This window comes from Niabella yanshanensis, assembly GCF_034424215.1.
In the GTDB taxonomy this organism is placed as follows: Bacteria; Bacteroidota; Bacteroidia; order Chitinophagales; family Chitinophagaceae; genus Niabella; species Niabella yanshanensis.
The window spans coordinates 5,241,910-5,266,980 of record NZ_CP139960.1; the positions used below are offsets into that span (position 1 = coordinate 5,241,910).

Below are 25,071 nucleotides of genomic sequence, written 5' to 3' on the forward strand. Positions count from 1 at the left end.
TATTAAAAATTTTGTATTCGTGGCATTTCGTTTTACTCCGTTCTTAAGCTTTTTACGGGGTTTGTTAACGCTGTTTTTATGCTTTGTAAGCCGATTATTGCGATGGTGACAAATGCCAGGCATGTTACGGAAATGATAAAGGGTGTTGATGTGAGGGTTATCCGGTACGCGTAATCCTCTAGCCAATTGCTCATGATAAGATAAGCTACGGGGCAGGCGATCAGTCCGCCAATCAATACGATCACCAGGAAATCCCTGATAAAGAGAATCAGAATGCCTGTAACCGACGAGCCCAGCACTTTCCTTATCCCGATTTCTTTTGTGCGATGCCTGATGCTTAGTGATATCAGCCCTATGACTCCAAGTAGCACAATAATCAATGCCAATATTGTAGCTACATACGCCGCCTTCTTTAATTGTATTTCCGATTTATATAAATTGGCTAAGGTGTCGTCCATGAATTTATACTCAAAGGGAGCTTTACCCAGTAATGTCGACCACTTTTTTTGTAATACATCAATATCAGAAGACAGGTTCCCGGGAGCCAGTTTAAACGACAGGTACCGGTATATTTGCGAAAACTGCACGTTGGCTATAATAACAGGTTGCACTTTTTGTTGCATTGAGCCAAAATGAAAGTCATTGGTAATGCCGGTAATTTCAAAAATGGTGGGATCGCCTAAAAATCTTACCTGTTGGCCCAAGGCATCTTCCGAAGTATTAAATCCCAGAGACCGAATAGCTGTTTCATTCATAATAATTTTACCCGAGTCAAGTCTGTTGCCCAGGAAACCGGTTCCGCCTGTTAAGGAAATCTGGTACAGGTTAATAAACTGCTCATCGGAGCTAAGGAATTGCATGGGTAAGGCTTTGGCAGTATCTGTGCCCTGCCGGTAGATATACGCTTGCCCGGCATTATTTCCGTCCGGAACCTCATAAGACAAGGATACATCTTTGATCCCCGGCAGCATTTTAAACTGGTTTCTTGTTGCTATCATTTTATCCACCCCTGCCTGCGACCAGTCTCTTGGCACCTGAGCAGATATAATATAATCTTTGTTATACCCCAGCTTTTTGCTCAGGAAGAAGTTAACCTGTTTGGAAATGACAATAGCTCCGACAAAAGCAACCGTTGCTGTAATAAACTGAAAAACCACAAGGCCTTTACGTAATAACACATTGTCTTTTACCGAGCCTGATTTTCCTTTTAGTGATTCAACCGATTTTAAGGATGCGAGTACAAAAGCGGGGTAAAGACCGGCTCCCATGCCTACAAAAAAAATGAATAGTATGGGGTATAGAATATAATAAACCGGGAAGTCGCTAAGGGAAGGGATGTTTTTGCCAAGCAGGTTGCTAAAGAAGCTTTTTGTGAGCAGGTATACTGTAAAAGCCGCTACTGTAGCCAGCAATACAATGATGACTGATTCGGTAAGAAACTGGATGACCAGTTGTTTTTTTATGCCGCCCAGCACTTTCCTGATGCCAATTTCCTTCATTCTTGCCGAAGAGCGGCTTACCGACATATTAATGAAGTTGATAACAGCCATCCCTAGTATAAATAATGCTACTGCTGACAGGGCATATATCATTTTTCTTACAACTCCATTATTTTGATCGAGGTAATAAGTTTTCAGAGGTACAAGATAGGGGGTAAGATCTTCCTGGAATTTAGTCGGTGCATCCCTTTTCATAATTTGAGCAATGGGCTGTTCAAGATCTTTTGCAGACACGCCATGCTGCAGCTCAATATAATTAGCAATTGAAGGGTTTTGCCAGCTCATCTCCCTGTTAAAAAAATCAAGGTTATCGTTGGATATAAAAAAATCACTTGGATAATCTTCTGAGAGTTGTGTCACGGAGTTTTTAGCATACCTGTTGAGCACACCGGTAATCTGGAAATCATGTTTGGCGCCGGAGAAGTTTTCCAGGGTTAGTGTCTGACCGACAATATTTGTTTTGCCAAAATATTTTTGAGCAGCCGGCTCTGTTATAACAATAGTAAAAGGTTGCGTAAGAGCTGTCGATGCATCGCCAGCTATGAGCCTGAAGCCATACATATTCAATAAAGTGCTGTCGCCAATCTGGATACTCTCCCTGAAGCTTTTATCCTTCTTATAAATGTTTGATGTAATACCATCAAACCGGTAATAGTTTTTTACAAGACTGGGATAATCTTCTTTCAGGGTTTTTGCCAGTGGTCCAAGCGTTGCAATTTCGAACCCTTCGCCTGGGTTTTTCCATCTGCTTTGGATAACATATTGTTGCGCTATATTTTTTAAATTTCGGTTTACCTGTAGCTCTCCCCATACATAGGCCGCAATAATCAATGTAAATGCAATACCGGTAGCCAGGCCTATAACAGTAATAGCGGTGTAAAACCTGCTCTTTACAATATTCCTCCACGCTATTTTTATATAGTTCCTGAACATGATATTTAGTATTTAATATTTTTAGTTTAAGATTTTACATTCCCTTCTATTCCGTTCTGAGGCTTTTTACAGGGTTGGCAAGGGCTGCTTTTATGGTATGTAAACTAATGGTAGCTATCGCAACAACTAATGCTGCTGCTCCACTTAAAGCAAAAGCCTGCCATCCAATAGTTACACGATATGGAAAATCAGACAGCCAGCTTTGCAGGAACATAAGCGCAAGGGGGATCGCTATTATCACTCCTGTTACTATTAAAAACAAAAAGTCTTTGGATAGTAAGGCAGTTAGGTTTTGCACGGAAGCGCCTAACACTTTTCGAACCCCTATTTCTTTAACCCGTTGATTGACCAATAAGGCGGTCATAGCAAACAAACCGAGGCAGGAAAGAAAAATAGCCAGACCCGTAGCAATGGCGAGAACCCTGGAGAAGCGTTTTTCCTTTTTAAACCACCTGTCTACATTTTCGGTAATAAAACTTCCATTAAAATCATTATTGGGCTCAAGCTGTTTAAATTCTTTTTTTATCAGATCCATTATTTGGGATGGATTTGGAGTATTCACATTTATTAAGGCATAACTGAGGAAGTCATTATTGCCGGCCATGTATATTGAAAGGGGAGCGGTTTTTTTATGGGGAGAGTATAAGTGAAAATCGGGAACCACTCCAATAACTACGGAGCGAGGCTCTGAACTATCGGTTATATAAGAAAACCCGACTGGATCTTTCATCCCCAGCTTATTGGCCATGCTTTCGTTTATAATTACGTTTCTTAAGGTATCACTGCCAAAACTTTTATCAAAATCCCGCCCTGCTTTTAATTTTATTCCCATTGTTTTTAAAAAATCATAATCTACGGTAAGCAGGTTAGTACGAACCAGGTTATCATGAAGTTTAAAACCAATAGAAGATGTTGAAGTGCTTCCGTCTTTACCTAAACCAAAATTAATATCGCTTCCTGTGACACTAATAACCGCCGTCTGCGATGATAGTCTTCGACGCAGTTCGTCAACAATATGTTTACCATTTTCGGGATGTTCAATCGGAACGGTGATTACAGCTGCCTGGTTATATCCTAAAGGCATAGAACGCATAAATTCAAATTGCCGGAACACGGTAAGCCCGCATACCATTAACAAAACGGCCAAAGAAAATTGAACAACAATTAATAGGTTTCTTAGTATGCCGGGACGCTTCACTGAAACCGTTCCTTTTAAAATTTGTACCGTGTTTAGCTTTGATACAAGCAGTGCCGGGTATCCTCCTGCAAAAAGCGAGACCAGGAATACCATCAGAATAATATATAGCAGCGTGGCGGGCTGATATAAATGGCGCAGTGATATGTTTTGTCCCAGCAGTTGGTTGAACGGTTTGATTAAGATCGCCAATGCGGTTATGCCGATAATAACCGCCAGGAGGCAAACAAGAAAGCTTTCACCCCAAACCTGCAAAAAAATTTGGCGGGTGCCTGCTCCGATGCTCTTACGTACGCCTACCTCTTTAATGCGGGTGAAGGCCTGGGCTATATTTAAATTAATGAAGTTGAACGCGGCTATTAGTAGTATAAACAGGCCGACAAGAACTAATGTATACAAATAGCTTTTTGCCATTACAGGTCCTGTTCCTATTTGGGTGTCGAAATGTATTTCGGAAAGTGGCAAAAGTTTTAGAGTATAAACATCACCGTTTTTATCAGGCTTTACGCCCAATTTCTTCATTTCATCAATATCTGCAGCTCTATACTTTTTAACAAGTGGTTTGATTTCATTTTCTACCACCTCCCTCGTTACGCGGGGTTTGATTTTAATATACACACTATGATCCTGATGGTTCCAGTTATTTTTATCTGCCGGATAGGCAGGATTTAGCTCTGAACGGACTAATACGTCGAATGTAATGGATGAGTTTTGAGGAAAGTCTTTTACAATAGCAGATATGGAAAGATCTTTCCAGCCTCCCCCGATTTTAACTTTTATAATTTTATCAATAGGATTTTCATTGCCCAACAATTTTTTTGCGGCATACTCACTTAATACAACATTGCCTACACTGCCCAGAGGCGTATGGCGGTTGCCTGCAATTACCGGAAATGAAAAAATGCCGAAGAAATCATCATCTACATAATTTACCTGCAGGCTTTGTTCTTTATTTTGATACATGGCGCCGTTTTCCCCATTTAAAATGCGTGTTACTTTTTCAATGCCCGGCACTTCATTTTTAAGCATGGGCGTAACGGGTATACTCATGGCGGCGCTACGGGTAATTCCTTCGTTGTTAACGGGACTACTGTAGTTATTGTATACTTTGAATATTTGATCTTTATTGTCATGAAACCGGTCAAATGAAAATTCATAAGCGGTAGTCAAAAACAAGAAAGTACAGCAGGTAAAAGCTACGGCCAGGCCAAGTGTGCTTATTGCGGTGTTTGCCTTACGTTTTGCTATATTACGCCAGGCTATTTTTATATAGTTTTTAAACATATTGCCGGTTGATGATTTGATATTGACACTTTGTGTCAACGATTTTATATCGAGTATTATTCTGTTCTTAAACTTTTTACAGGGTTGGCTCTCGCCGCTTTTATTGCCTGAAAGCCAAGCGTGCCCATTGCAATAAAAGTAACAGCGGCTCCGCCCAAAAGAAATAACCACCAGCTTATTTCTACCCTGTAAGCGTAATCCTGTAGCCAGTGATGCATATAGTACCAGGCAAGCGGTGCCGCAATAGCAAATGCAGCTATCACTAATAAGATAAATTCTTTCGAAAACAAATAAATAATACTGCCTGCCGAGGCCCCGAGAACTTTGCGGATACCTACTTCCTTTCTTCTTTGAGCGGTCATAAAAGAGGCCAAACCGTACAGGCCTAAGCAGCCGAGAAAAATAGCAAGCGCGGAAAATATTTTATAAAACTGACTCAACTGCATTTCCTGTTTATAAAAACCCCCGATCTTATCGTCTAAAAATTTGTATTCATAAACAAAGCCGGGAAATGTTTGCTCCCATATTGCTTTCACCGGGGCTAATGTAGCTGCTATGTTTCCAGTTTCCAGTTTAATGCCGGCAACGCTGTACATGGTAACGTTTGTGGCAATAAGTTCGGGGGCTGTTTCATAACGAAAAGAGCGGTTGTTAAAGTCTTGTAACACGCCCACAACCGGGCATTTGATCACACCGTTCCAAATGCTTATTTCTTTTCCTAATATATCTTCAGGGTTTTTAAATCCCAGTTTTTTCACCAGCAATTCGTTGACCAGGAACTCCCTGGTCAAATTTGAAGGCTGTAGGTTTCTTCCGGCAACCAGGTGTAGCTTATAAGTGGGTATATACCCGGTGTCGGCAAATTTGGTAATTATTTTAAAGCCCGTTTCCTTAATAGCGTTATCAAATTTAAAAGTGCTCCAGGTATTATTGGCTTCTTCAACAGGCGTAGCAGAACTAAAGCTTACTGCTGTCACACCTTTTACCTGTAATAATTGATCCCTTAAATAATTCAGCCGGCTGATCCGGAGACTATCCACCCTGAAGGGTACATTGATGATGGCATCTTTATCAAACCCAAGGGGACGGGCCATAAAGTAATTCATTTGCTTTGCAATCACCAACGTGCCTATGATCAATGCCTGGGCAATAACAAACTGTAATACAACCAGGCCTCTTCTTAATGAAATGCCTTTTGTTGTGTTAGTGATTAGTTTACTTTTTAAAGCATGAATGGGATTGAAGCGGGATAGAACAATAGATGGATAAAACCCTGCAAGCGCAGTTACAATAAAGGTTATAGCAACAGGAAACAGGAGAATAGTCTTATTGGATAAAACACCAGACGAAACTGAAATCGGGAGGAACCGGTTTAGATAGGGCAGGGCGAGGGCCACGGTTATTATTGCAAGTACCACCGCGATGCTGACGATTAAAAAGGCTTCCACTATAAACTGGGTTCGTAATTGCGCGCTGTTCCCTCCCATAACCTTTCTTACACCCACTTCTTTTGCACGGGTAACTGCTTGTGCCGTAGAAAGGTTGATAAAATTTACACAGGCTATCAACAAAATAAATCCAGCAATCAACCATAAAACATTCAGCATTTCAGGGCTGATGGTCTTATTGCTGTAATTACCCGCCTGTGCATCGTAATGAACAGCTTCCAATGGCTGGATGCGGTAATTGTCTTTGTTTTCCGGCGATTGAACCTTTGTTGTATAAGCAAGTAGTTGCCCGTTGAAGTGGTTGGTTGAAACCCCGGGCTGCAACATAATAAAACAACCAAACCCTGTATTGGTACGGTCTTCCCAATTGGTGTTTTTAGCGATCAGGCTCCCGGTAAATCCTGTCCCATACGACACCACAATTTTCATCTGGAAGTCGGTATTGGCCGGTATGTCTGCCAGGATGCCTGAAACTTTTAGCTTGTCCTTGCCGTGTTCGAACAGGTAGCCGCCTGTTTCAAGTTCGATAGTCTGGCCAAGAGCTGCTTTCCAATTGCCAAAATATTTTTCGGCTATTTCCTTTGTCAGCAAAACATTATTAGGATCTCTTAGTGTTTCATACGATCCGGCAAGTAATGGAAAATCGAAAATTTTAAAGAATGAAGCATTGGTAAAGAATACACCTGTAGGTTCTTTAAATATGCGTCGCTCCTTATCACCGGCCGCCGGTACCAATAGCTGGTCATCGTGGCTTGCGAAAATGGGTGCCATTTCTTCTATTTGAGAAAACTTCTTTTTTAAAGCCTCAGGCAAGGGGAAAGGAACATCTTTTCCATAGCTGATATTTGCATCACCTGTGTGATGGTATTCCGTTAACACGCGATAAATGCGGTCTTTTTTTGTATGAAAATGATCAAAGCTGGTGTGATAGGATATCACAATAAAAATGATCATGCAAACCCCGATGCCAACTGCGAGTCCTGCTATATTGATTATAGTATAGTTGCTGTTCCGGCTTAAACTTCTGAATGCAGTTTTAATATAATTTTTAAACATAACCAGGGTATTGAATTATTCGTTTCGTAAACTATTTACCGGATTGGCTATGGCTGCTTTAACAGATTGAAAGCTTACTGTTATCAGGCTTAGCAACATCGCAAGGCCTCCGGCAACCAGGAAGATCCAGGCATCGACTTCTGTCCGGTATGGATAATTTTGCAGCCACTGCTTCATCAGCAGCCAGGCTATTGGAAAAGCAATTAAGCAGGAAATAGCCACTAAGAACAGGAACTCTTTTGAAAGAAGCTGTGTGATGCCCGTAATGCTGGCGCCCAATACCTTTCGTATGCCGATTTCTTTGGTCCGCTTTTCTGCCGTGTAGGCGGAAAGGCCAAACAAACCCATGCAGGATATAAGTATAGCCAAAACGGCAAAGATTTTAGATAAAGTGCTTATTAATTGTTCGTTCTGGAACATTCGATTAAACTGTTCATCTACAAAATGATTGGAGACGGGATAGGACGGCGTATATTGTTTTATAGCTGCTGTTAATCGGGAGATAGCCTGTTCTACATTAACACCGGGCTTTAACCTTAAATACATATTGGTCATACTGTTCATGTTAGAGCAATAAAATACTACCGGATCCGGTTGGGCATACATATCACCATAGATGTAATCATTCACTACTCCAACTATAGTAAACTGGTCCCCGCCGGCATTTCCTTCCCAATACAATTTTTTACCCACGGCGGTACCATTACCGATCATTTTTTCCAAAGAACGGGTAATGATGATATTGGGGTTTTGTGTTTGAGCGCTATCTGTTGTTACGAGGTTTTTCCCTGATAGCAATTGCATACCGTAAGCATCGAAGAACTCCGGGTTTATACCCCGGGTTGAGATCAACGTTTTATCGTTATCAGGTTTGCCACTCCAGGCTAAGCCCCCTGTATTGTTACCTCCATATAAGTTATTGTAATCTGCCAGTCCAATATGTTCAATAATATTGCTGTTTAAAAGATTTTGCCGGATAGCCGCATAGTTCTTTCTTATTTCATCGTTCATGTCTATCTGTACCAGGTTGTTTTTATTAAATCCCAGATTACGGCTTTTCACATGTTGTATTTGCCGGAAGATGATAACCGTACTTACGATCAGTATAATAGAAATACTAAACTGTAATACCACCAGGCCTTTCCTGATAAAAGCAGCGCTGCCGGTTTTAATCTGTAATCCTTTTAAAACGGATACAGGATTGAAAGAAGAAAGATAAAAAGAGGGATAGCTACCTGCGATAAGCCCACAAATAAAGGCAATTGACACAATGACAATAAGGTGAACCGGGTTAGTAACGCTGAGTACGAGATTGGTTTGTACCAGTAAATTAAAAGCGGGCAGTAATAACGCCATAAGCAGAACCGCCATAAATGCCGACAGGAAGGACATGAACAGGGCTTCCCCAATAAATTGAAGAATCAGTTTTCGTTTGCCGGCGCCCAGCACTTTTCTTACACCCACTTCCCTTGCCCTTTTTTCGCTTTGTGCAGTAGACAGGTTCATAAAATTGATACAGGCTATAATCAATATGATCCAGGCAATGATCGAAAACATACGCACATATTCGACTTTGCCGCCACCGGTTTGCACGCCGTTTTTAAATTCACTTTTCAGATGCCAGTCATTCATAGACCATAGTATAGGAACTACGGTGGCTTCAGGTTCTCTTTTTTTGATGATATTGCTGATCGATTTATTGATTGATGCGGTGGTTATTCCCTCTTTTAACTCCACAAAAGTTTGTAAGCAATTGTTGCCCCAGGCTTCAGCCAGGGATTGATTGAGCTGATACCAAACCGCAAATGGCGCTACCCAATCGAAGCCTATAGTAGATGTTAAAGGTATATTTTTTATAACTCCCGATACCGCGTATTCAGTACTATTGTTTACCCTGATCGTTTTGCCAACCACATTTTTAGAACTACCAAAAAACTTTTCAGCAGTTCCCTGCGTAACTACTAAAGAGTGGGGTTGCAGGAAAGCCGTTTTAGCATTGCCTTCTGTAAAATGGAAACTGAACATGCTAAAAATGGACGCGTCTGCATAGGCCCCTAAAGCAAACATCGATTTATCGCCAACCGTTAGTAATTGCTTGGTTCCTTTGTCAGCAATCCTGCATGTATTGGAGATCCCTGGAATTTCAGTCTGCAAAGCGGGCGCGAGGGGTAGTGGGGTTGAGCTGAATGTAGATGTTTGAGAACCGTAAGTCTGGTTGGTCATTACCTCATATAGCTTGTCTTTCTTAGCATGGTATTGATCATAGCTGAGTTCATGCTCTACCCACAGGAAAATAAACCCGGCACAGGTGATGCCAATAGCTAAACCAAAAATATTCAGGAAACTATACCCCTTGTTCTTCCAAAGGTTCCGGAAAATGTTTTTTATATAATTGTTGAACATAAATTAATTTGAAAGTGGGTATTGCTGCTTATTGTAAGGCAAGAAGTCGGTCTGTTGTATATTCTATTATTGATATCAGATGAGATCTTATTTTTTGATAAATTTCGCCAGGCCATTATGCAATAATTTTTAAACATGATCGTCTTTTTAAGAAGGCTGCTATTTGATCTCATTCACTTCGCAAACTTTTTACAGGATTCGCTATCGCTGCTTTAACCGCTTGCGTTCCAATGGTTACCAAAACAATAACCGCAATCGTGAGGATAGTGGCTGCTGCCATAAGCCAGTTAAGATGGATGCGGTAGGCAAATGTTTGCAGCCATTTGGTGGCTGCCAGCCAGCTAAGTGGTATAGCTATCAAAAGTGCGGCAATGATCAGCCGGAGGAAAAGCCTGCCCACCAATATTACTACATCACTAACCCCGGCGCCGAGCACCTTCCTGATGCCGATCTCCTTCGTGCGCTCTTTTATGATGTAGGCAGTTAATGCAAAGAGTCCCATTGCCGATATCATTATAGCAACCAGCGCAAAGAAGCTGATGGTTTTTTGAATGGTATAATAGGTGTTAAATATTCTCTGGAAATTTTCATCAAGAAAGCTATACCTGATGGGGGCATCCGGTTCAATTTGTTTCCAGCTGGTTTCTATATTGCCGATTGTTTGCGATAGGTTGTTACCCGAAAGCTTCGCTAACAGCGCTCCGCCAGACAGATATCCGCATGCTTTATTGTTAATAGAGTAGGCAACAGGTCTTACTGCGTTAGCCATATCCTGCACATTGATGTCCTTTGTAATGCCTACTACCTCAGCTTTAACCGAGTCGCAGTAGGGCATTCCTACAAAAGAGCCAATTGCTTTTTGATCGCCCCAAAGTCGTGCTGCGGTCTCGTTTAAGATAATGCTGCGTGTATTTTGATCCGCATAGCTGTCATTAAAGTCCCTGCCCTTTAATACTGGGGTTCCAATGGTTTTAAAGTAGTCAGCACTTACTTTAACCGTGGTCATTTTTATCGTTTGCCCATTGAAGGTATAGTTGTTTAGTATTGTATCCACTTCGGCATCGCCTGGTACCAACGTTGTTTTGGATACCAGCTCAACGCCGGGGACAGACAGGAGCGCAGTGCGGGCTTTATCAAACCCTTCTTCTCTCGTGCCTTGCTGTGCTTCAATACGAACTATTTGAGCACCGGAAAACCCTTTATCTTTTGTTTGCATGTAATGAACCTGCGAGGTAATAACAATAACAGCGAAAACAAAGAACGCGGAAAGCGTAAACTGTACAACCAGTAAGAAATTTCGAAGCTTCAGGCCCGACCTGCCTTGTGAATAATTGCCCTTTAATATTTTAGACGTGTTAAAACGGGACAGGAAGACCGAAGGGTAGAGGCCTGACAATAAAATTACAGTAGTAACACTTAAAGCTATCTGAAAGATAAAATAAGGGATATTTGAGCCCCAAATAGAAAATTGGATATTAAACTCCTGTTTGAACCATGGCATTAATGCTATTACCAGCAGTATCGCAATACATAAGCTTATTGAACAAAATAGAATGGCTTCACCCATAAACTGCCAGAACAGTTGTCTTCTGTTGCCCCCTAAAACTTTTCTTACACCAACTTCTTTGGCTCTTTTAATGGATGCGGCGATGGATAGATTGCTGAAGTTTACGGCTCCGGCAACTAATAATAGAAAAGCCAGGACCAGCAATATCACTATGGTTTTGAAATTACTGCCACCACTTTTGGGAAAATTATGGAGCGCTGATAATTTTTCGGAGAATACAAGCGTTTTGCTATCTCTTTCCAGGTATTGCTGATAGGTGAGATTATCTTTTTTTTGCTGGTCGGTATAATAAATATTGTTGATGTCATACTCTAGCTGTTGAGCTGTAACAGCCTTCTTTATTTTTATAAAGGTTTGATAAGAGAAATTCTGCCAGTGATTGTTGGATTTTTCGTAAGGCGAGCGGAATAGTACCTGCATATTTAACGCAGATGGCTGATCAGGCGATTGCATGATGCCGGTTACTACCACCTCCAGCCGGCCATAAAGTTGGATCGTTTTTCCGATCGGGTCTTCGTTATCAAAAAGCTTCTCCTTAACGGCTTCTGTGATTACGGCTGCGTTGGGAGCATTTAAAACAGTATTTATATTGCCCGAAGATAGTTGATAGGGGAATACTTTAAAAAAATGGGAGTCTACTTCGGTAATTCCTTTTTGATATATTTTTTTATCATTGGCCCCTACCAGTATTTCGTATTCTCCGGCGCCACTTATGCGCGTAGCGGCTTCAGCATTGCTATACTTATCGGTTATCAGCCGACCCAGGGGTTCAGGAGTGGCACCATTCCAGGCAATACCATCTTTGTCTTCAAGTCCGAGCTTATAAATTTTGTCCAGTTCAGGGTTCCATTTGTCATAGCTTAACTCATAGTTCAAAAAAAGAAGTACCAATACAAAACTGGCCAGGCCAACACCCAGTCCAATGATATTGATGGCGCTATACCATTTATTATTTCGCAGATTTCTCCAGGCTATTTTTATGTAATTTTTGAACATATAATTCAACTTAAAGCGGAGCGTTTGATGTTTAATATTTAATATTCTCTCTTACACTAATATATTCTCCGTAACTGTCTGGCCATCCAGCATGCGTATGATACGGTGACTATAGCGCGCATCATGCTCGCTGTGAGTTACCATGATAATGGTAGTGCCCTGCTCATTGAGATCGGTTAGCATCTCCATTACTTCGTTGCCATTGGACGAGTCCAGATTACCGGTTGGCTCATCGGCCAGTATCAGCTTAGGTTTGTTTACAACAGCCCGGGCAACAGCTACTCTTTGTTGCTGTCCGCCCGATAGCTGTTGAGGGTAATGGTTGCGACGATGCATGATCTGTACTTTTTCAAGCACTTCCTCCACCCGTTTTTTACGATCTGCATTTTTTACGCCGGTGTAAATCAGGGGCAGTTCAACATTCTCAAAAACAGTTAGTTCGTCAATCAAGTTAAAGCTTTGAAAAACGAATCCGATATTATGCTTTCTCAGATCTGCTCTTTTGCGCTCATTGAAGTGTGCTACTTCAATTCCGTTGAAAATAAAACTGCCGCCATCCGGATCGTCCAGCAGGCCCAATATATTCAATAAAGTAGATTTGCCACAGCCGGAGGGCCCCATTACGGCTACAAATTCTCCTTCTTTTACTTCGAGAGACAATTTGTTAAGTGCAATGGTTTCTACTTCTTCAGTCCGGTACATTTTTTCCAGATCGGTAATTTTTATCATATAAAAGATTTCAAATTCGAAGGTTTTAAGTTTAATTCCGGTAATTACATTTATTTTTTGATCACTAATTCCTGCATATCTTCTCCGTAATTCTCATAGCTGCTCGTAACTACTTTATCACCTGGTTTGAGTCCGCTCATCACTTCAAAATAGTCGGGGTTTTGCCGTCCCAGCTCAATATCAGTTTTGTAAGCAACGGATCCGTCGCTGCTGAGTTTGTATACCCATCTGCCACCGGTTTTGTTATAAAAACCTCCTCTTGCCAGTAATAAAGCTTTTGTTTCATCGCTTAAGGCCAGGCGTATTTGTAATGTTTGTCCCCGCCTGATACCATCAGGAGCTTTGCTTTCAAAAGCCATATCCACCGAGAATTTCCCGTTGGCCACCTGTGTATAAACTTTTTTAATAGTTAGTAGATAATCTTTACCGCCAATAGTAGCAATGCCTTCCAATCCATTATAGATGCGGTTGATATAATGCTCGTCTATATCTACCCGTACTTTATAATCGCCAATCACATCCAGTTGCCCCAGTCTTTCCCCCTTATTTTTATTCTGGCCCACTTCTGCATCCAGCGAGGTGAGTTGTCCGTCAACCGGAGCTCGTACAATCAAATCTCCGACTTTTTGGCGCATTACCGATAAGGCATTTTGTGAGCCGTTATAAGATTGTTGCGCCTGTACCAGCTGTTGCTTCGAGGATTGGGCATCCTGGCTAATCGTTTCGGTCGCCAGGTTCTTTTTTGCCATCTGGTAATTATAGGCGTTTTCACTTTGCTTCAGCTCCTGCAAACCAATAGCCTTTTTATCATATAACTTTTTATTAAGCGTATATACGCGATCTGCTTCTTTCAGTTCATTGTCTACATCAGTCATCTGGTTAAGGTTGGTAATACGGTTTTGCTGGGAGGCATTTTTGGCAATCTGCATTTGTGTGATCAGGTTGTATACCTGGGTTTCCTGTTGCACCAGGCTTAGCTGCAGATCCGTATTCGAGAGTCGAAGGATGGGCTGCCCTTTTTTCATGATGGCGCCATCTTCTACCAATTTTTCTTCTACACGACCACCTTCTGCCGCATCAAGGTAAATGGACGTAAGGGGTTGCACTACGCCATTCACGGGTATAAACTCCTGGAAATTCCCTTGTTTTACTTCGCTGATAGTAATGCGTTCCGCCTCAACATTGAGTTTCGTATTACCAGTGGTCGCATAAATACTGGCTACAATCAGCATTACCAGGCCGGCAACACCTGCAATCAGCATGATCTTTTTCTTTGACCATTTTTTTTGTTCAATTTTCCTGTCCAACCTACTAGTTTTTTAATGGTACGATGTGTTGTATGCTGATATGAACCAGTCATGCCCGGTTTCCTCCTGCTTAAAAAGCTGCCGGATTTTTGAAAGAGCAATCCGGCAGTAAAACATGAGAGAAAATCACTGATGCCTGGTAATACCATGCCATGATTGTAATTTATTTATCTTCAACTCAGTATGTGTTTTATTGGGTTGAGGTGCTGTTCGGAATCGTACACCAGCTGTCCGGTTTTGATACAGTTTTTGCAATTATCGCCGAACCCGGTATAAAAATGCATATCGGGTATCCAAATGTGGTATTATTGCATTGGCAAATGTCTTTAAAAAATATATCCATATTAGCTGTTGATGACGATGCAGATATGCTCACTGCCTTGCGTTTGTTATTGAAGGCAGAAGTGAAGCAGATCGTTACTGAAAAGAATCCTGAAAATATACGCACCCATTTATTAGAGCAAAAGTTTGACCTGCTGTTGCTTGACATGAATTTTACGAGCGCCCTTCACACGGGCAATGAGGGGCTTTACTGGTTGCGGAAGGCTAAATCCTTAGATCCAGGAATACAGGTAGTGATGATCACCGCCTACGGTGATATTGATTTAGCCGTTCGCAGTTTAAAAGATGGAGCGGCAGACTTTATTGTAAAGCCCTGGCATAATGAAAAAATGCTGGAGACTATTAAGGAGATAGTGGCGCAAAAAAATAAGTCTGCCAGAGGGGCCGTTAATGCGCTGCTACAGGCAGATGCTGCTTTTATTGCTGAGTCTCCGGCTATGCAGGATATCTTATATAAGATCAGGAAAATAGCGCCTACAGAAGCCAATATCCTGATACTGGGCGAAAACGGCACCGGTAAAGACCTGGTAGCTCAGTTAATACATCAACAGTCTTTGCGCCATAAAGGTCCTTTTATAAAAACCGATGTAGGCGCGCTAACTGCCAGTCTTTTTGAGAGTGAATTGTTTGGTTATAAACGGGGCGCTTTTACCGATGCAAGAGCAGATAGGGCAGGACGTTTTGAAATGGCTTCGGGTGGTTCGCTCTTTTTAGATGAGATCGGGAATATCGCCTTACCTCAACAGGCAAAATTACTAACTGTTTTACAAAATCGCGTGGTCCACCGCCTGGGTAGCAGCGAGCCCCAACCGGTTAACATCCGCCTGATATGCGCTACCAACCTGCCTTTGCAGGAGCTGGCCAATGAACAGCGCTTCCGTCGTGACCTGGTGTACCGGATCAATACAGTAGAGATTACCATTCCACCGTTGCGTGAAAGACGGGAAGATATTTTACCCCTGGCGCAGTATTTTCTTAAAATGTATAGCGAAAAATACCTGAAACCATCCTTGTCAATAAGCAGGCAGGCAATGGAAAAGTTGAGATTGTATCATTACCCGGGCAATGTCAGGGAATTGCAATATGCCATAGAAAGAGCGGTGATCATGTGTGAGGGAAGATACCTGGATGCGAACGACCTCGTTTTTTCGCCCATCGAAAAGCACCAGGCGCAGGACCAGGAGCCAACACAGACGAACCTGGAGGCCCTGGAAAAAAATACCATCATCAGGGTTGTTGAAAAGCATAACGGGAATATTACCAAAGCCGCAAAAGAGCTGGGACTTACACGTACCGCTTTGTACAGGCGGTTAAGTAAGTATGATATTTAGTTATGGTAATACATCAAAAATACAGACCCAGGTATGTGCTACGGTTGGTATTGCTGTTTGTTTCGTTGTTGGTTACAGCCTGGTTTTTTCTAAAAGCAGCATACGTTGTATCCGTTTTGTTTATGATACTATCGGTGGTTCAGGCGTACCTGTTTTATAAACTGGTTATGATACCATTTACCGAAATAGAAGATTTTGCTGCCGCCGCCAGATACCGCGATTTTTCCCGCCATTTTAATATTGATAAGGCACCCGCCGAATTGCGCTCACTAAGAAGCGACTTTAACCTGATCAACCAAACCTTTAAGTCGATAACAAGAGAAAAAGAAACCCAGTATCAATATCTTCAGAAAATACTGGAGTTGATACAAACCGGTATCCTGTTATATGATACAGAAACAGGAAAGGTAAGCTGGGTGAACGAATCGTTAAAGAAGATACTGGAACTACCTTATATACCTAATCTGCATCTGATCGAAAAAAAGAATGCAATCATTTATAATGCGGTGGCAAGCCTGGAGCCCGGTCAGAGTACTGTACTGCTGCTGGATGCAGACCAGCAAAAGCTGATGCTTTCGGCGGCAACTTTCGTAACGGAGGGTAAAAGTCATAAGCTGGTAGCGCTGCAAAATATCAATGAAGCGCTTGATGAAAACGAAGCCCGGTCATGGCAGAAATTGTTGAGCGTAATGACTCATGAGATCATGAACTCGGTAGCGCCCATTGCCTCATTGGCTGCTACTTTAAAACAACAGTTGCAGTCTGGGGTGGAGCATTTTGCTTCTTCTAAAGAGGATCTGGAGCTGGGCATTGAAACGATACAGCGGAGAAGTGAAGGCCTGATGCAGTTTGCAGCCACTTATCGCACGCTAAACAAAATAACCAGCTCCGGTAAACAGTCTTTCCTGGTAGGAGACCTGTTTGAAAATGTATTGCAATTACTAGGTCCCAAGATAGAGCAGCGGGCTATTAACGCCGATATTATCTTAAAAGACCCTTTAATGAAACTGAGCGCTGACCGGCATTTAATTGAACAGGTGTTGATCAACCTGGTGCTCAACGCAATTGATGCCTTAAAAGATGTTTCTGACCCGAAGGTAGTACTTTCAGGTTACCTTAATAATGATGGTCGTATTATTATTACTATCACCGATAATGGGGCAGGGATTCCTGCAGACATAATGGAAAAAGTTTTTATTCCCTTTTTTAGTACCAAAGCCAGCGGAAGCGGCATTGGTTTAAGTCTGTGTAAACAGATCATGCTATTACACAAAGGAAATATCCACGTCAAATCGGTACCCGCGTCGGGTACTATTTTTTATTTGCAGTTTTAAAGAAGTGTAGTAGTATTTTCTTCTTCCTCCGAAACATAGTCCGGTACCACTGTTTTTTTAAAAGTGAAATTTCGTTGTACCAGGTAACTAACGATAATTAATATGCCGGTAGTGCCTAATTGAGCAAATGTGGGATATATATGTAAATATTCAACTGCCAGTTTTAATAAGAGCCAGTTTAAAAACAGGTTCAGCAAACAAACCAGTAAATACCTGAAAAACTGAACCCGACCCTTAATTTTGCTGTCATCAAACACCACGTACTTCATCAGGAAAAATCCCCAGAATAAAGCTACCGTAAACGAGATAGCGAGCGATGCGGTATATGATTCAAACACAAAAAAGCCGAGGTTAACATCCTGGCTGCCCACTATATAATGGTAAGCAATATAAAATGTAATAAGGCCTAATAGCGTGTTAGACGCACCTGTGGCGAGATAACGGAAGGTTTGTATCGTCATTAACCTTTTGAAAAGCGGATAAAAAAAGTCAATAACCGGTAAAATAAAATTCCTGACCCGATAAAAATGTTGACGCATCGGCCGCGAAGATATTGCTATTTATAGCTATTTATGATGTCTACGGCCTTAAATTTGTATGGTATTGCAACCCGATATGAAAAATCACGCACTCATTGATCAGACATCAATCACCGGTTAGTCTGGTTGCCCTAAATCGGGAACCGAAAAAATCCTGTACGTTTGCACGAAAATTAAAGATCGTATGAGCATTGTTGCGGAATTGAAACCTGTTGTGCTGGGCACGTTAAACCAGTTGTACGGACAGGATTTTGGCCAGGATATGGTTTCTATAAATATAACCAAGCCCGAATTTGAAGGCGATTACACTTTGGTGCTTTTTTCTTTTATCAAACAACTGAAAAAGAAACCGGAAGAAATAGGGGCCGAGATAGGCCAACACCTGGTAGCAAATCATCCACAGCTCATTACGGCTTTTAATGTGATTAAAGGTTTTTTGAATCTTTCAATCAACCAGGATTACTGGAAACAGTATTTGGAGGGAAAATACGCGGAAACCAATTTCAGGCAATCGGCAGCCGTTCCCCAAAAGATTATGCTGGAATATGCTTCTCCCAATACCAACAAGCCTTTGCATTTGGGCCATTTGAGGAATATTTTCCTGGGTTGGAGCGTTTCTGAAATTTTAAAGCAGCAGGGAGATGAAGTGTTTAAAAGTTCCATTTCTAACGACAGGGGCATACATATCTGCAAGTCGATGGTGGCCTGGGAGCAGTTTGCCAACGGGCAAACACCTGAGCAGGCAGGGGTTAAAGGCGATCATCTTGTAGGAGATTATTATGTGCTCTTTGGTGCGAAGCACAAAGAGCAAATGGCTGAATTGATTGAAGGTGGCATGGGTAAGGAAGATGCAGATAAGAATACACCTATTATGAAAGCTGCCCAGCAAATGCTGGTAGATTGGGAGCGTGGCGATACTGCTGTTGTAGGACTTTGGGAAAAAATGAACGGCTGGGTATACGAAGGATTTAGTAAAACCTATAATCGTATCGGTGCTGATTTTGATAAGAACTATTATGAAAGCCAGACCTACCTGTTGGGTAAAGAGTTTGTACAGGAAGGACTGAGTAAAGGTGTTTTTTATCAAAAAGAAGATGGAAGTGTGTGGATTGATTTAACAACGGACGGATTGGACGAAAAGATTGTACAACGCAAAGACGGTACATCGGTATATATCACACAGGACCTGGGTTTGGCAGATGAGAAGTATAAAGATTTCCCTTACGACGAAAGCATTTATGTAATTGCAGACGAGCAGAATTACCACATGAAGGTGCTAAAGCTGATCCTGCAAAAACTGGGCAAGCCTTATGCCGACCGGATCCATCATTTAAGCTACGGTATGGTAGAACTGCCCACAGGTCGTATGAAAACGCGTGAAGGCACCGTGGTGGATGCAGATGATTTGATGGATGAGCTGGTAAAGGTAGCTGCAGCCAAAACAGAGGAGTTGGGCAAAGTGAGCGGCTTTTCTGAACAGGAACTGACGGAGCTGTATGAAACCATTGCCCTGGGCGCTTTAAAATTCTTCCTGCTACGGGTAGATCCTAAAAAACGTATGGTGTTTAACCCGGAAGAAAGCATCGATTTTCATGGTTTTACCGGTCCGTTCATCCAGTATACTCATGCGCGTATTAAATCGGTCTTAAGAAATGAAACGATCGATCAGCAGTCTGTAACTACGGGTGATCTTTTGCCGCTGGAAAAAGACCTGGTGTTTTTACTGGAACAATTCAATGTAGTGGTACAACAGGCAGCGTCTGAGTTTAATCCGTCACTGCTGGCTATTTATGCCTTTAACCTGGCTAAGTTGTTCAATAGTTTTTATGCAGCCCATTCCATACGTAATGCAGAGAGCGGTGAAAAGAAACAATTGCGTTTAAAGATATCTACATTGACTGCCAATACCATTGCAGCGTCAATGAGGTTGCTAGGTATTAAGGTTCCGGAAAGGATGTAGTAATATTTATCGGATGATCAGGAGGTCGCGGAATAAAGCTGTCAGCATTGTTCCGCGATTTTTATGTGTCGGGGGGAGTATGTCAGCACATAGCCAGGTGTAATTATTCACCAACTAGTGAGTAATTTTACATTTGTACCCGATATTTATTTTGAGATTGAATCTAATTACTATAATATGACCCATCATCACCTATATATACTGGTATTGATCAGCCTGATGGCTAAAGCCTGCAACAGTCCTAAAGGAACGCAACAGTTGGCAGGTAACGACCCTTTTGAAGTGCCGTCGACCGCTCCCTGGCTAAAAGATCAGTACAATAATGTGGTGGAGATAGAAACAAAGCATGTGGCCCGTTCGGGTGAGCATATTCTGATTGATATTCCTTTAGCAGCGTATCCGGATAGCAGTTATGTGTTTTTTCTGAATGCAGCGGTACCTGTTGAAAGATTAGTAAAGTATGAGGGATTTTACCCTGCTGTTAAGGAATTTATTGTTATTGTGCCTGACTGGGAGTTCTATGAAAAACTGGCTGCCGATGCAACTAAGAACGGCATAACCCTGGAACCTGCTACGACTAACTTGTATTACCATATCCTGCGTGAAGAGGACAATGTGAAAGTAGATAGTATCCGCATATCGGGAGATGGGCATCCGAAACTGGAGTTTCAAAAGCCTATAGCGCCCAAAGATATGCTTGTAGTATATCGTACAGAAAGCTATGGGTCGGTTTGTTGTCCCAGGGACCCACGTTGGGACATTGCTGATCAGGATCCCACCTTTATCAAAGCTTTTGAGCAGCGCAATAAGGTTCGTATTCGTTCCCGTTACCGGCAGAATAATGGTAAAGAAGGAGAATATTCCATTTTTTACACGCTGCCCGGTTTATCGGTACAACAGCGCCTGAACTTCATTCTTGAAAAACGTTCACAGTGGATCGTTAATAAAGAAACCAAAGACAGTACTTTTCAACCACAGGTATTTACACCCCAGTTGGTTCCCATTGTTAAGACGGGTTCTAACAGGATGACCGAATTATAATCAGCCGTCGGGAATACCGGTTAATTTTTTCTGAAATCAATTACTACATTGTTAGCTAAAAGCTTTCCCTCAGCTTTAGTAATAGTTGCACCAGCCGGGACCTGAACCAACACCGCTGATTTTTGGGGACTTATTTTGTAGTTAAAGCTTTGCCTGATATTACGGGCTACAAACTTTCCTTCCAGGGTATTGTAAAGATCAACCGGCTGTTTAGATCGATTTTGGATTATAATTGTTTTAGTAGCCGTATAAGGATTGGTATACAGGTGGGTGGGGTAAGCTTCCCGGTGAAAAAAGTCTGCCGCCAAAAGGTCCAGTTGCAGGATACCCGGTACATTAGTAGGCTGAATCGTACCTCCGAAAATTCCCACATGCCCGCTTCCGTATACACTTAACTGAGAGGCTTTGGGGTTTTTATCCTGCACCCATAAAGGGCCGTCGCCCTGGGCTACAGGGGCTGCAAGATGCTCACTCTCTTTATAAAGTGATTTTTTGATAATGCCCTCATAAGCAATAACTCCTTTTGATATAGCCATTGCATTGGAAAGCGTTTGATGATTAGCAGGCATATATTGAGGATAAAATAGCCTGGCCACATTAGCTGCATTCAGCATCCATTTGCCCACAGCTGCTGCATAAGAGGCATCATATCTTACCATGGGTAACAGGGGGAGCGCCAGGTCATACGTGTTCATTAAAAACCCATAACCGCCATTATGTACCGTGCTGCCCACCATGCCTGAGATATCAAATCCATTCCAGTTGCCTGTTAAAACACCCCATCCTTCGCGGCATTGGGCGTCGCCAGCAAAACTCCAGTCCAGTATTTTATGAAAATCGAACTGTTGTCCTTCTTCTGCATTTAGCATAGCGGCAACGTAGGCGCCATACGGCATTAGTAGTTCGTAGGTCATGTTTTCGTTGAGCGCAAGCAATGCTTTAATGGCATTGATAGCTCCCTGCAGGTACCTTTTATCGCCAAATTTTTTGTAAGCCATATATAAAACCCATGCCTGTCCGGCGGCGGCATCTGGCTGTATGCATATCTGGTTTTTAGTGGGTGTTAAAGTAGCGTAGTTGAAAAAGCTGTAATTGTAATTGCCCTGCAAAACCGAATCTGCTGCATGAAATTTTTCAGCAATGCTCCTGGCAATTGCTTCAAAGTCTGTTTCATCCGGATATAAACTATAGATGGAGTAAAATAATACATTAGGATATACATCGTACCACCAATCCCGGCCATAGCCGCCGCCCAGCAAGGCTACTTCGGGGCAGGTGTTATTCATCATAATATTCCAGCCCGTTTCTTTGTTAAAATAATTTTTCAGCATGGCTACGTAGTTGTATTGCTGTGCCGATTTATCGATACCTACCAGGCTGGCACCCAACACGGCGCCCATAGTCGTCAGCGCTTCATGAAAAATGCCTTTATGGTTGTTAAGTCCCTGGCGCACATCGCCTACAGCGGTATAGATGCCGGCCACATTTTGCGGAAAATTTCTTTTACTGCTGTCAATCCATATCATGGGCCAGTATTTCCCTTTCGCGTTAAAATCATAAATCTTACGATCGAAATCTTTAGCGAGTGCGGTAAAGTCGATGATCTTGAGGGGGCGGGGCAGGTCGGGCATTTGGTTAACACGATCGATGGACTTTTGTGGTACCTGTGCCAATGCCATTGAGCTACATGCCAATAAGGCCAGCAGGCAGGTAGAAAATATTCTGTAGAATGTCATGCGTTATTAATTAGGCTTGTGGTTGTATAACTTTTTCTGCTATCTCTGTTTCTAGAGGCGACTGTTCTGCAGGGTCTTGCGGCGCTATTCGGTTGCCATCTTTGATAATCACTTTCGCTACTAAGATAGATCCTAATTGGAGAACGGCTATGATCAATATGGCATACCGTAAAGCTATTTCTGTAGAAACTTTATAAGCTAAAATTAAGAAAGTAGCCGCACCTAAAAATCTACCTGCATATAAACCCGCTTCATGGTTTAGGATATAGGCGAATTCGCTTCTTTTTTCAATTTTGGAAACAATATCAATGACCCTGAACTGTATGGGAAAATAGGCCAGGTCCATCAGGGGTTTTGCGATCAATAATAAGAGGATAAATAATACAACACCAGTTGAATTAAATAGAGCACTGTTAAACGCCGCACCGGCAGTAAATAAAATAAGCCCTGCCGCAAATATTTTTATGCGGTCTGAAGGTTTTGTGACGCGCCCCAGCACATACATAATAATAGCAGCGAGTACAGCGCCGATAGATTGGGCCGTGCCCAATGCACCTTCTTTTCCGAGTAATAACATGATCAACATAGCGGGCGCAGTAACCAGGAAGCCCTGAGCCAGGCCTTTCAACGAAGCCAATACCAACAACTTCCTCCAAAGCGGATGGAAATTGAAATAAACATATTTTTTTTGCGCAGGGTTGCTAAAAGTGCTGCGAAAACAAACCACCGAAGCCAGGATGGTGATCAGGAACACCACGCCGGTAACAATCCGGTAAGCATTTTTTACGCCCTCACCGGATCCCCTGGATTCTATAAACCAGCCAATGGTAATAGGAATGGCTACGGCTATTAAAGTATAGAAAAACGTTTCGAGTCCATAGTAATAGTTCCGGTTACTGTCGTTGGTAATAGCCAGGGCCAGGTAATCGCGGTTAGCCCAATAAAAGCCAAACGATAAGCCCATGATCATACCGGCAATTCCAATACCCACCAGGTCGAGCGATTTTAAGGACATCATTACGATCATAGATACAGCGCTTAGCATCATGCCAGCTGAATACAATTTTCGTATATTGATATATTTTAAAAGAAACCCATTGAGTAAAAAAGTAAGCGGGATGCCTGTGTAAATAGTTAGCTGGTAAATAACCACCTTGGTAGGGTCGTTGGAATTACGCATCACATAAGCTGCAACAAAAATATCAATAACCGGCAACACCAATGCATATACCAGGTTGGTAAGCACCAGTATGCGAAAATTGTGGGGTTGCTGCCTGAAATGCGCTACTTCACTGGAAAGGTACTTAAACATGGGTATAGCTTAATTGATTTAAAATCTGGTTGATGGAAAAATCCGCGGCGCATACTACTTCGTCTGAAGCACCATAATAAATCGTCACTGTGTCGCCGTCAGGCTGAATGATATGCCCATTGGTGAAAACCACGTTGCCGAAAAAACCGGTTTGTTCGTAATCAGCCAGCGGCATCATAATAGGATCGACGGTTTTAGCGAGTACTTTTGAAGGATCCTCAGGATCTAATAGAAAAGCACCCAGGCAGTATTGATGCTTTTCGTTGGCGCCATGATAAATGGCCAGCCAGCCTTTGTTCGTTTTAACAGGAGCAGCTCCGCCACCTACACGTGCGCTATCCCAGTTGCCTTTGGTAGTTTTAACCAGGCATTGATGATTACCCCAGTGAATACCGTCGGGAGAACTGCAGAGCCAGATATAGTTGCCGCCAATATCCACACTGCTCGGCCGGTGTAACATGTAATATTTGCCGTTTATTTTTTCCTCAAACAGGGCACAATCCTTATTATGGGGGGGCAGTATCATTCCATGAATATCAAAATGTTTCCAGTCTTTGGTAGTCCTTAGTCCAACACCCACGCCATTGTCAGAAACTGAAGTAAATGTGAGATAATAAGTGTCGTCAATCTGCGTAACCCGGCAGTCTTCTATGCCAAAAGTTTCCAGCCGGCCTATTCCCGTAAGCAGGGGATAATCTTCCGGTTCATAAAAGTTAACGCCGTCATCGCTGCAAACCAGCCGTAAGTGTGATAAAGTGGTTAAATAGTCAGCGCCCTTGTAATTGATCACGCGTGCATCGGTGGCATCCAGGTCCGGATCTGATTTGGAAATCGTGATCAGCTCAATGGCTCCGTCCTTCGAAAAAATAGGGAAGGAGATCGTTGTTGCATCTTGTGTCGGACGTTCCGCCACCCGAATGATCATCCATGTTTTGTCGTTGAATTTAAATACGCCGGGATTAAGCAGGCATGCTATCTCCAGCCCCTCCGTACTGGGCTTCAGATCGGAAGGCTTCAGTAACGGATTCCGGGGGAATCTCTTTGCTATGTCAGACATTG

At 42.3% G+C, this 25,071-nt stretch carries 15 protein-coding genes; 4 read left to right on the forward strand and 11 right to left on the reverse strand.

Going from position 1 to position 25,071, the window contains the following annotated elements; all coding sequences use genetic code 11:
• Nucleotides 1–32: 32 nt before the first annotated feature.
• The 7 genes from U0035_RS21665 to U0035_RS21695 all read right to left on the reverse strand — a co-directional run bounded on the left by U0035_RS21665 (nucleotide 33) and on the right by U0035_RS21695 (nucleotide 14,417).
• The gene (locus U0035_RS21665) at nucleotides 33–2,432 is read right to left on the reverse strand and encodes an ABC transporter permease (RefSeq protein WP_114791056.1); all 2,400 of its coding nucleotides are present in this window, start codon (nucleotides 2,430–2,432) and stop codon (nucleotides 33–35) included.
• Between the two features lie 46 nt (nucleotides 2,433–2,478).
• On the reverse strand, nucleotides 2,479–4,911 hold the full coding sequence (locus U0035_RS21670) for an ABC transporter permease (protein ID WP_114791057.1): 2,433 nt from the start codon (nucleotides 4,909–4,911) through the stop codon (nucleotides 2,479–2,481).
• 56 nt (nucleotides 4,912–4,967) lie between these two features.
• Nucleotides 4,968–7,415 carry an ABC transporter permease gene (locus U0035_RS21675; protein ID WP_114791058.1) on the reverse strand — a complete coding sequence of 816 codons (2,448 nt, stop codon included), beginning with the start codon at nucleotides 7,413–7,415 and terminating at the stop codon, nucleotides 4,968–4,970.
• Between the two features lie 15 nt (nucleotides 7,416–7,430).
• Nucleotides 7,431–9,818 (reverse strand): ABC transporter permease, encoded by a 2,388-nt coding sequence (locus tag U0035_RS21680; protein ID WP_114791059.1) that lies wholly within the window; start codon nucleotides 9,816–9,818, stop codon nucleotides 7,431–7,433.
• A 169-nt stretch (nucleotides 9,819–9,987) separates the two neighbouring features.
• On the reverse strand, nucleotides 9,988–12,381 hold the full coding sequence (locus U0035_RS21685; RefSeq protein WP_114791060.1) for an ABC transporter permease: 2,394 nt from the start codon (nucleotides 12,379–12,381) through the stop codon (nucleotides 9,988–9,990).
• 51 nt (nucleotides 12,382–12,432) lie between these two features.
• Nucleotides 12,433–13,110 (reverse strand): ABC transporter ATP-binding protein, encoded by a 678-nt coding sequence (locus U0035_RS21690; RefSeq protein WP_114791061.1) that lies wholly within the window; start codon nucleotides 13,108–13,110, stop codon nucleotides 12,433–12,435.
• 50 nt (nucleotides 13,111–13,160) lie between these two features.
• Nucleotides 13,161–14,417 carry an efflux RND transporter periplasmic adaptor subunit gene (locus U0035_RS21695; RefSeq protein WP_114791062.1) on the reverse strand — a complete coding sequence of 419 codons (1,257 nt, stop codon included), beginning with the start codon at nucleotides 14,415–14,417 and terminating at the stop codon, nucleotides 13,161–13,163.
• A gap of 152 nt (nucleotides 14,418–14,569) precedes the next feature.
• Here U0035_RS21695 and U0035_RS21700 point away from each other — a divergent pair, with 152 nt between their 5' ends.
• Both U0035_RS21700 and U0035_RS21705 read left to right on the forward strand, forming a co-directional pair.
• The gene (locus U0035_RS21700) at nucleotides 14,570–16,090 is read left to right on the forward strand and encodes a sigma-54-dependent transcriptional regulator (protein WP_245957721.1); all 1,521 of its coding nucleotides are present in this window, start codon (nucleotides 14,570–14,572) and stop codon (nucleotides 16,088–16,090) included.
• 2 nt (nucleotides 16,091–16,092) lie between these two features.
• Complete coding sequence (locus U0035_RS21705; protein ID WP_114791063.1) at nucleotides 16,093–17,424, forward strand: sensor histidine kinase; 1,332 nt, start codon at nucleotides 16,093–16,095, stop codon at nucleotides 17,422–17,424.
• On the opposite strand, the gene U0035_RS21710 is transcribed toward U0035_RS21705, so the two are convergent.
• Nucleotides 17,421–17,885: a GtrA family protein gene (locus U0035_RS21710; RefSeq protein WP_245957722.1), complete on the reverse strand. Its 465-nt coding sequence runs from the start codon at nucleotides 17,883–17,885 to the stop codon at nucleotides 17,421–17,423. The genes U0035_RS21705 and U0035_RS21710 overlap by 4 nt on opposite strands.
• A gap of 262 nt (nucleotides 17,886–18,147) precedes the next feature.
• On the opposite strand from U0035_RS21710, the gene argS reads away from it, so the two are divergent.
• Nucleotides 18,148–19,923 carry an arginine--tRNA ligase gene (gene argS / locus U0035_RS21715; protein WP_114791065.1) on the forward strand — a complete coding sequence of 592 codons (1,776 nt, stop codon included), beginning with the start codon at nucleotides 18,148–18,150 and terminating at the stop codon, nucleotides 19,921–19,923.
• A gap of 117 nt (nucleotides 19,924–20,040) precedes the next feature.
• Entirely contained in the window at nucleotides 20,041–20,964 is a 924-nt protein-coding gene (locus tag U0035_RS21720; RefSeq protein ID WP_162817873.1) for a hypothetical protein, read from the forward strand.
• Between the two features lie 20 nt (nucleotides 20,965–20,984).
• On the opposite strand, the gene U0035_RS21725 is transcribed toward U0035_RS21720, so the two are convergent.
• The 3 genes from U0035_RS21725 to U0035_RS21735 are packed head-to-tail and all read right to left on the reverse strand — an operon-like array spanning nucleotide 20,985 to nucleotide 25,069.
• On the reverse strand, nucleotides 20,985–22,700 hold the full coding sequence (locus tag U0035_RS21725; protein WP_211316433.1) for a glycoside hydrolase family protein: 1,716 nt from the start codon (nucleotides 22,698–22,700) through the stop codon (nucleotides 20,985–20,987).
• Nucleotides 22,701–22,710: 10 nt separating this feature from the next.
• Nucleotides 22,711–24,012 (reverse strand): MFS transporter, encoded by a 1,302-nt coding sequence (locus U0035_RS21730; RefSeq protein ID WP_211316434.1) that lies wholly within the window; start codon nucleotides 24,010–24,012, stop codon nucleotides 22,711–22,713.
• Nucleotides 24,005–25,069: a glycoside hydrolase family 130 protein gene (locus U0035_RS21735; RefSeq protein WP_114791067.1), complete on the reverse strand. Its 1,065-nt coding sequence runs from the start codon at nucleotides 25,067–25,069 to the stop codon at nucleotides 24,005–24,007. Before U0035_RS21735 ends, U0035_RS21730 begins: the two co-directional genes overlap by 8 nt.
• Nucleotides 25,070–25,071 lie beyond the last annotated feature (2 nt).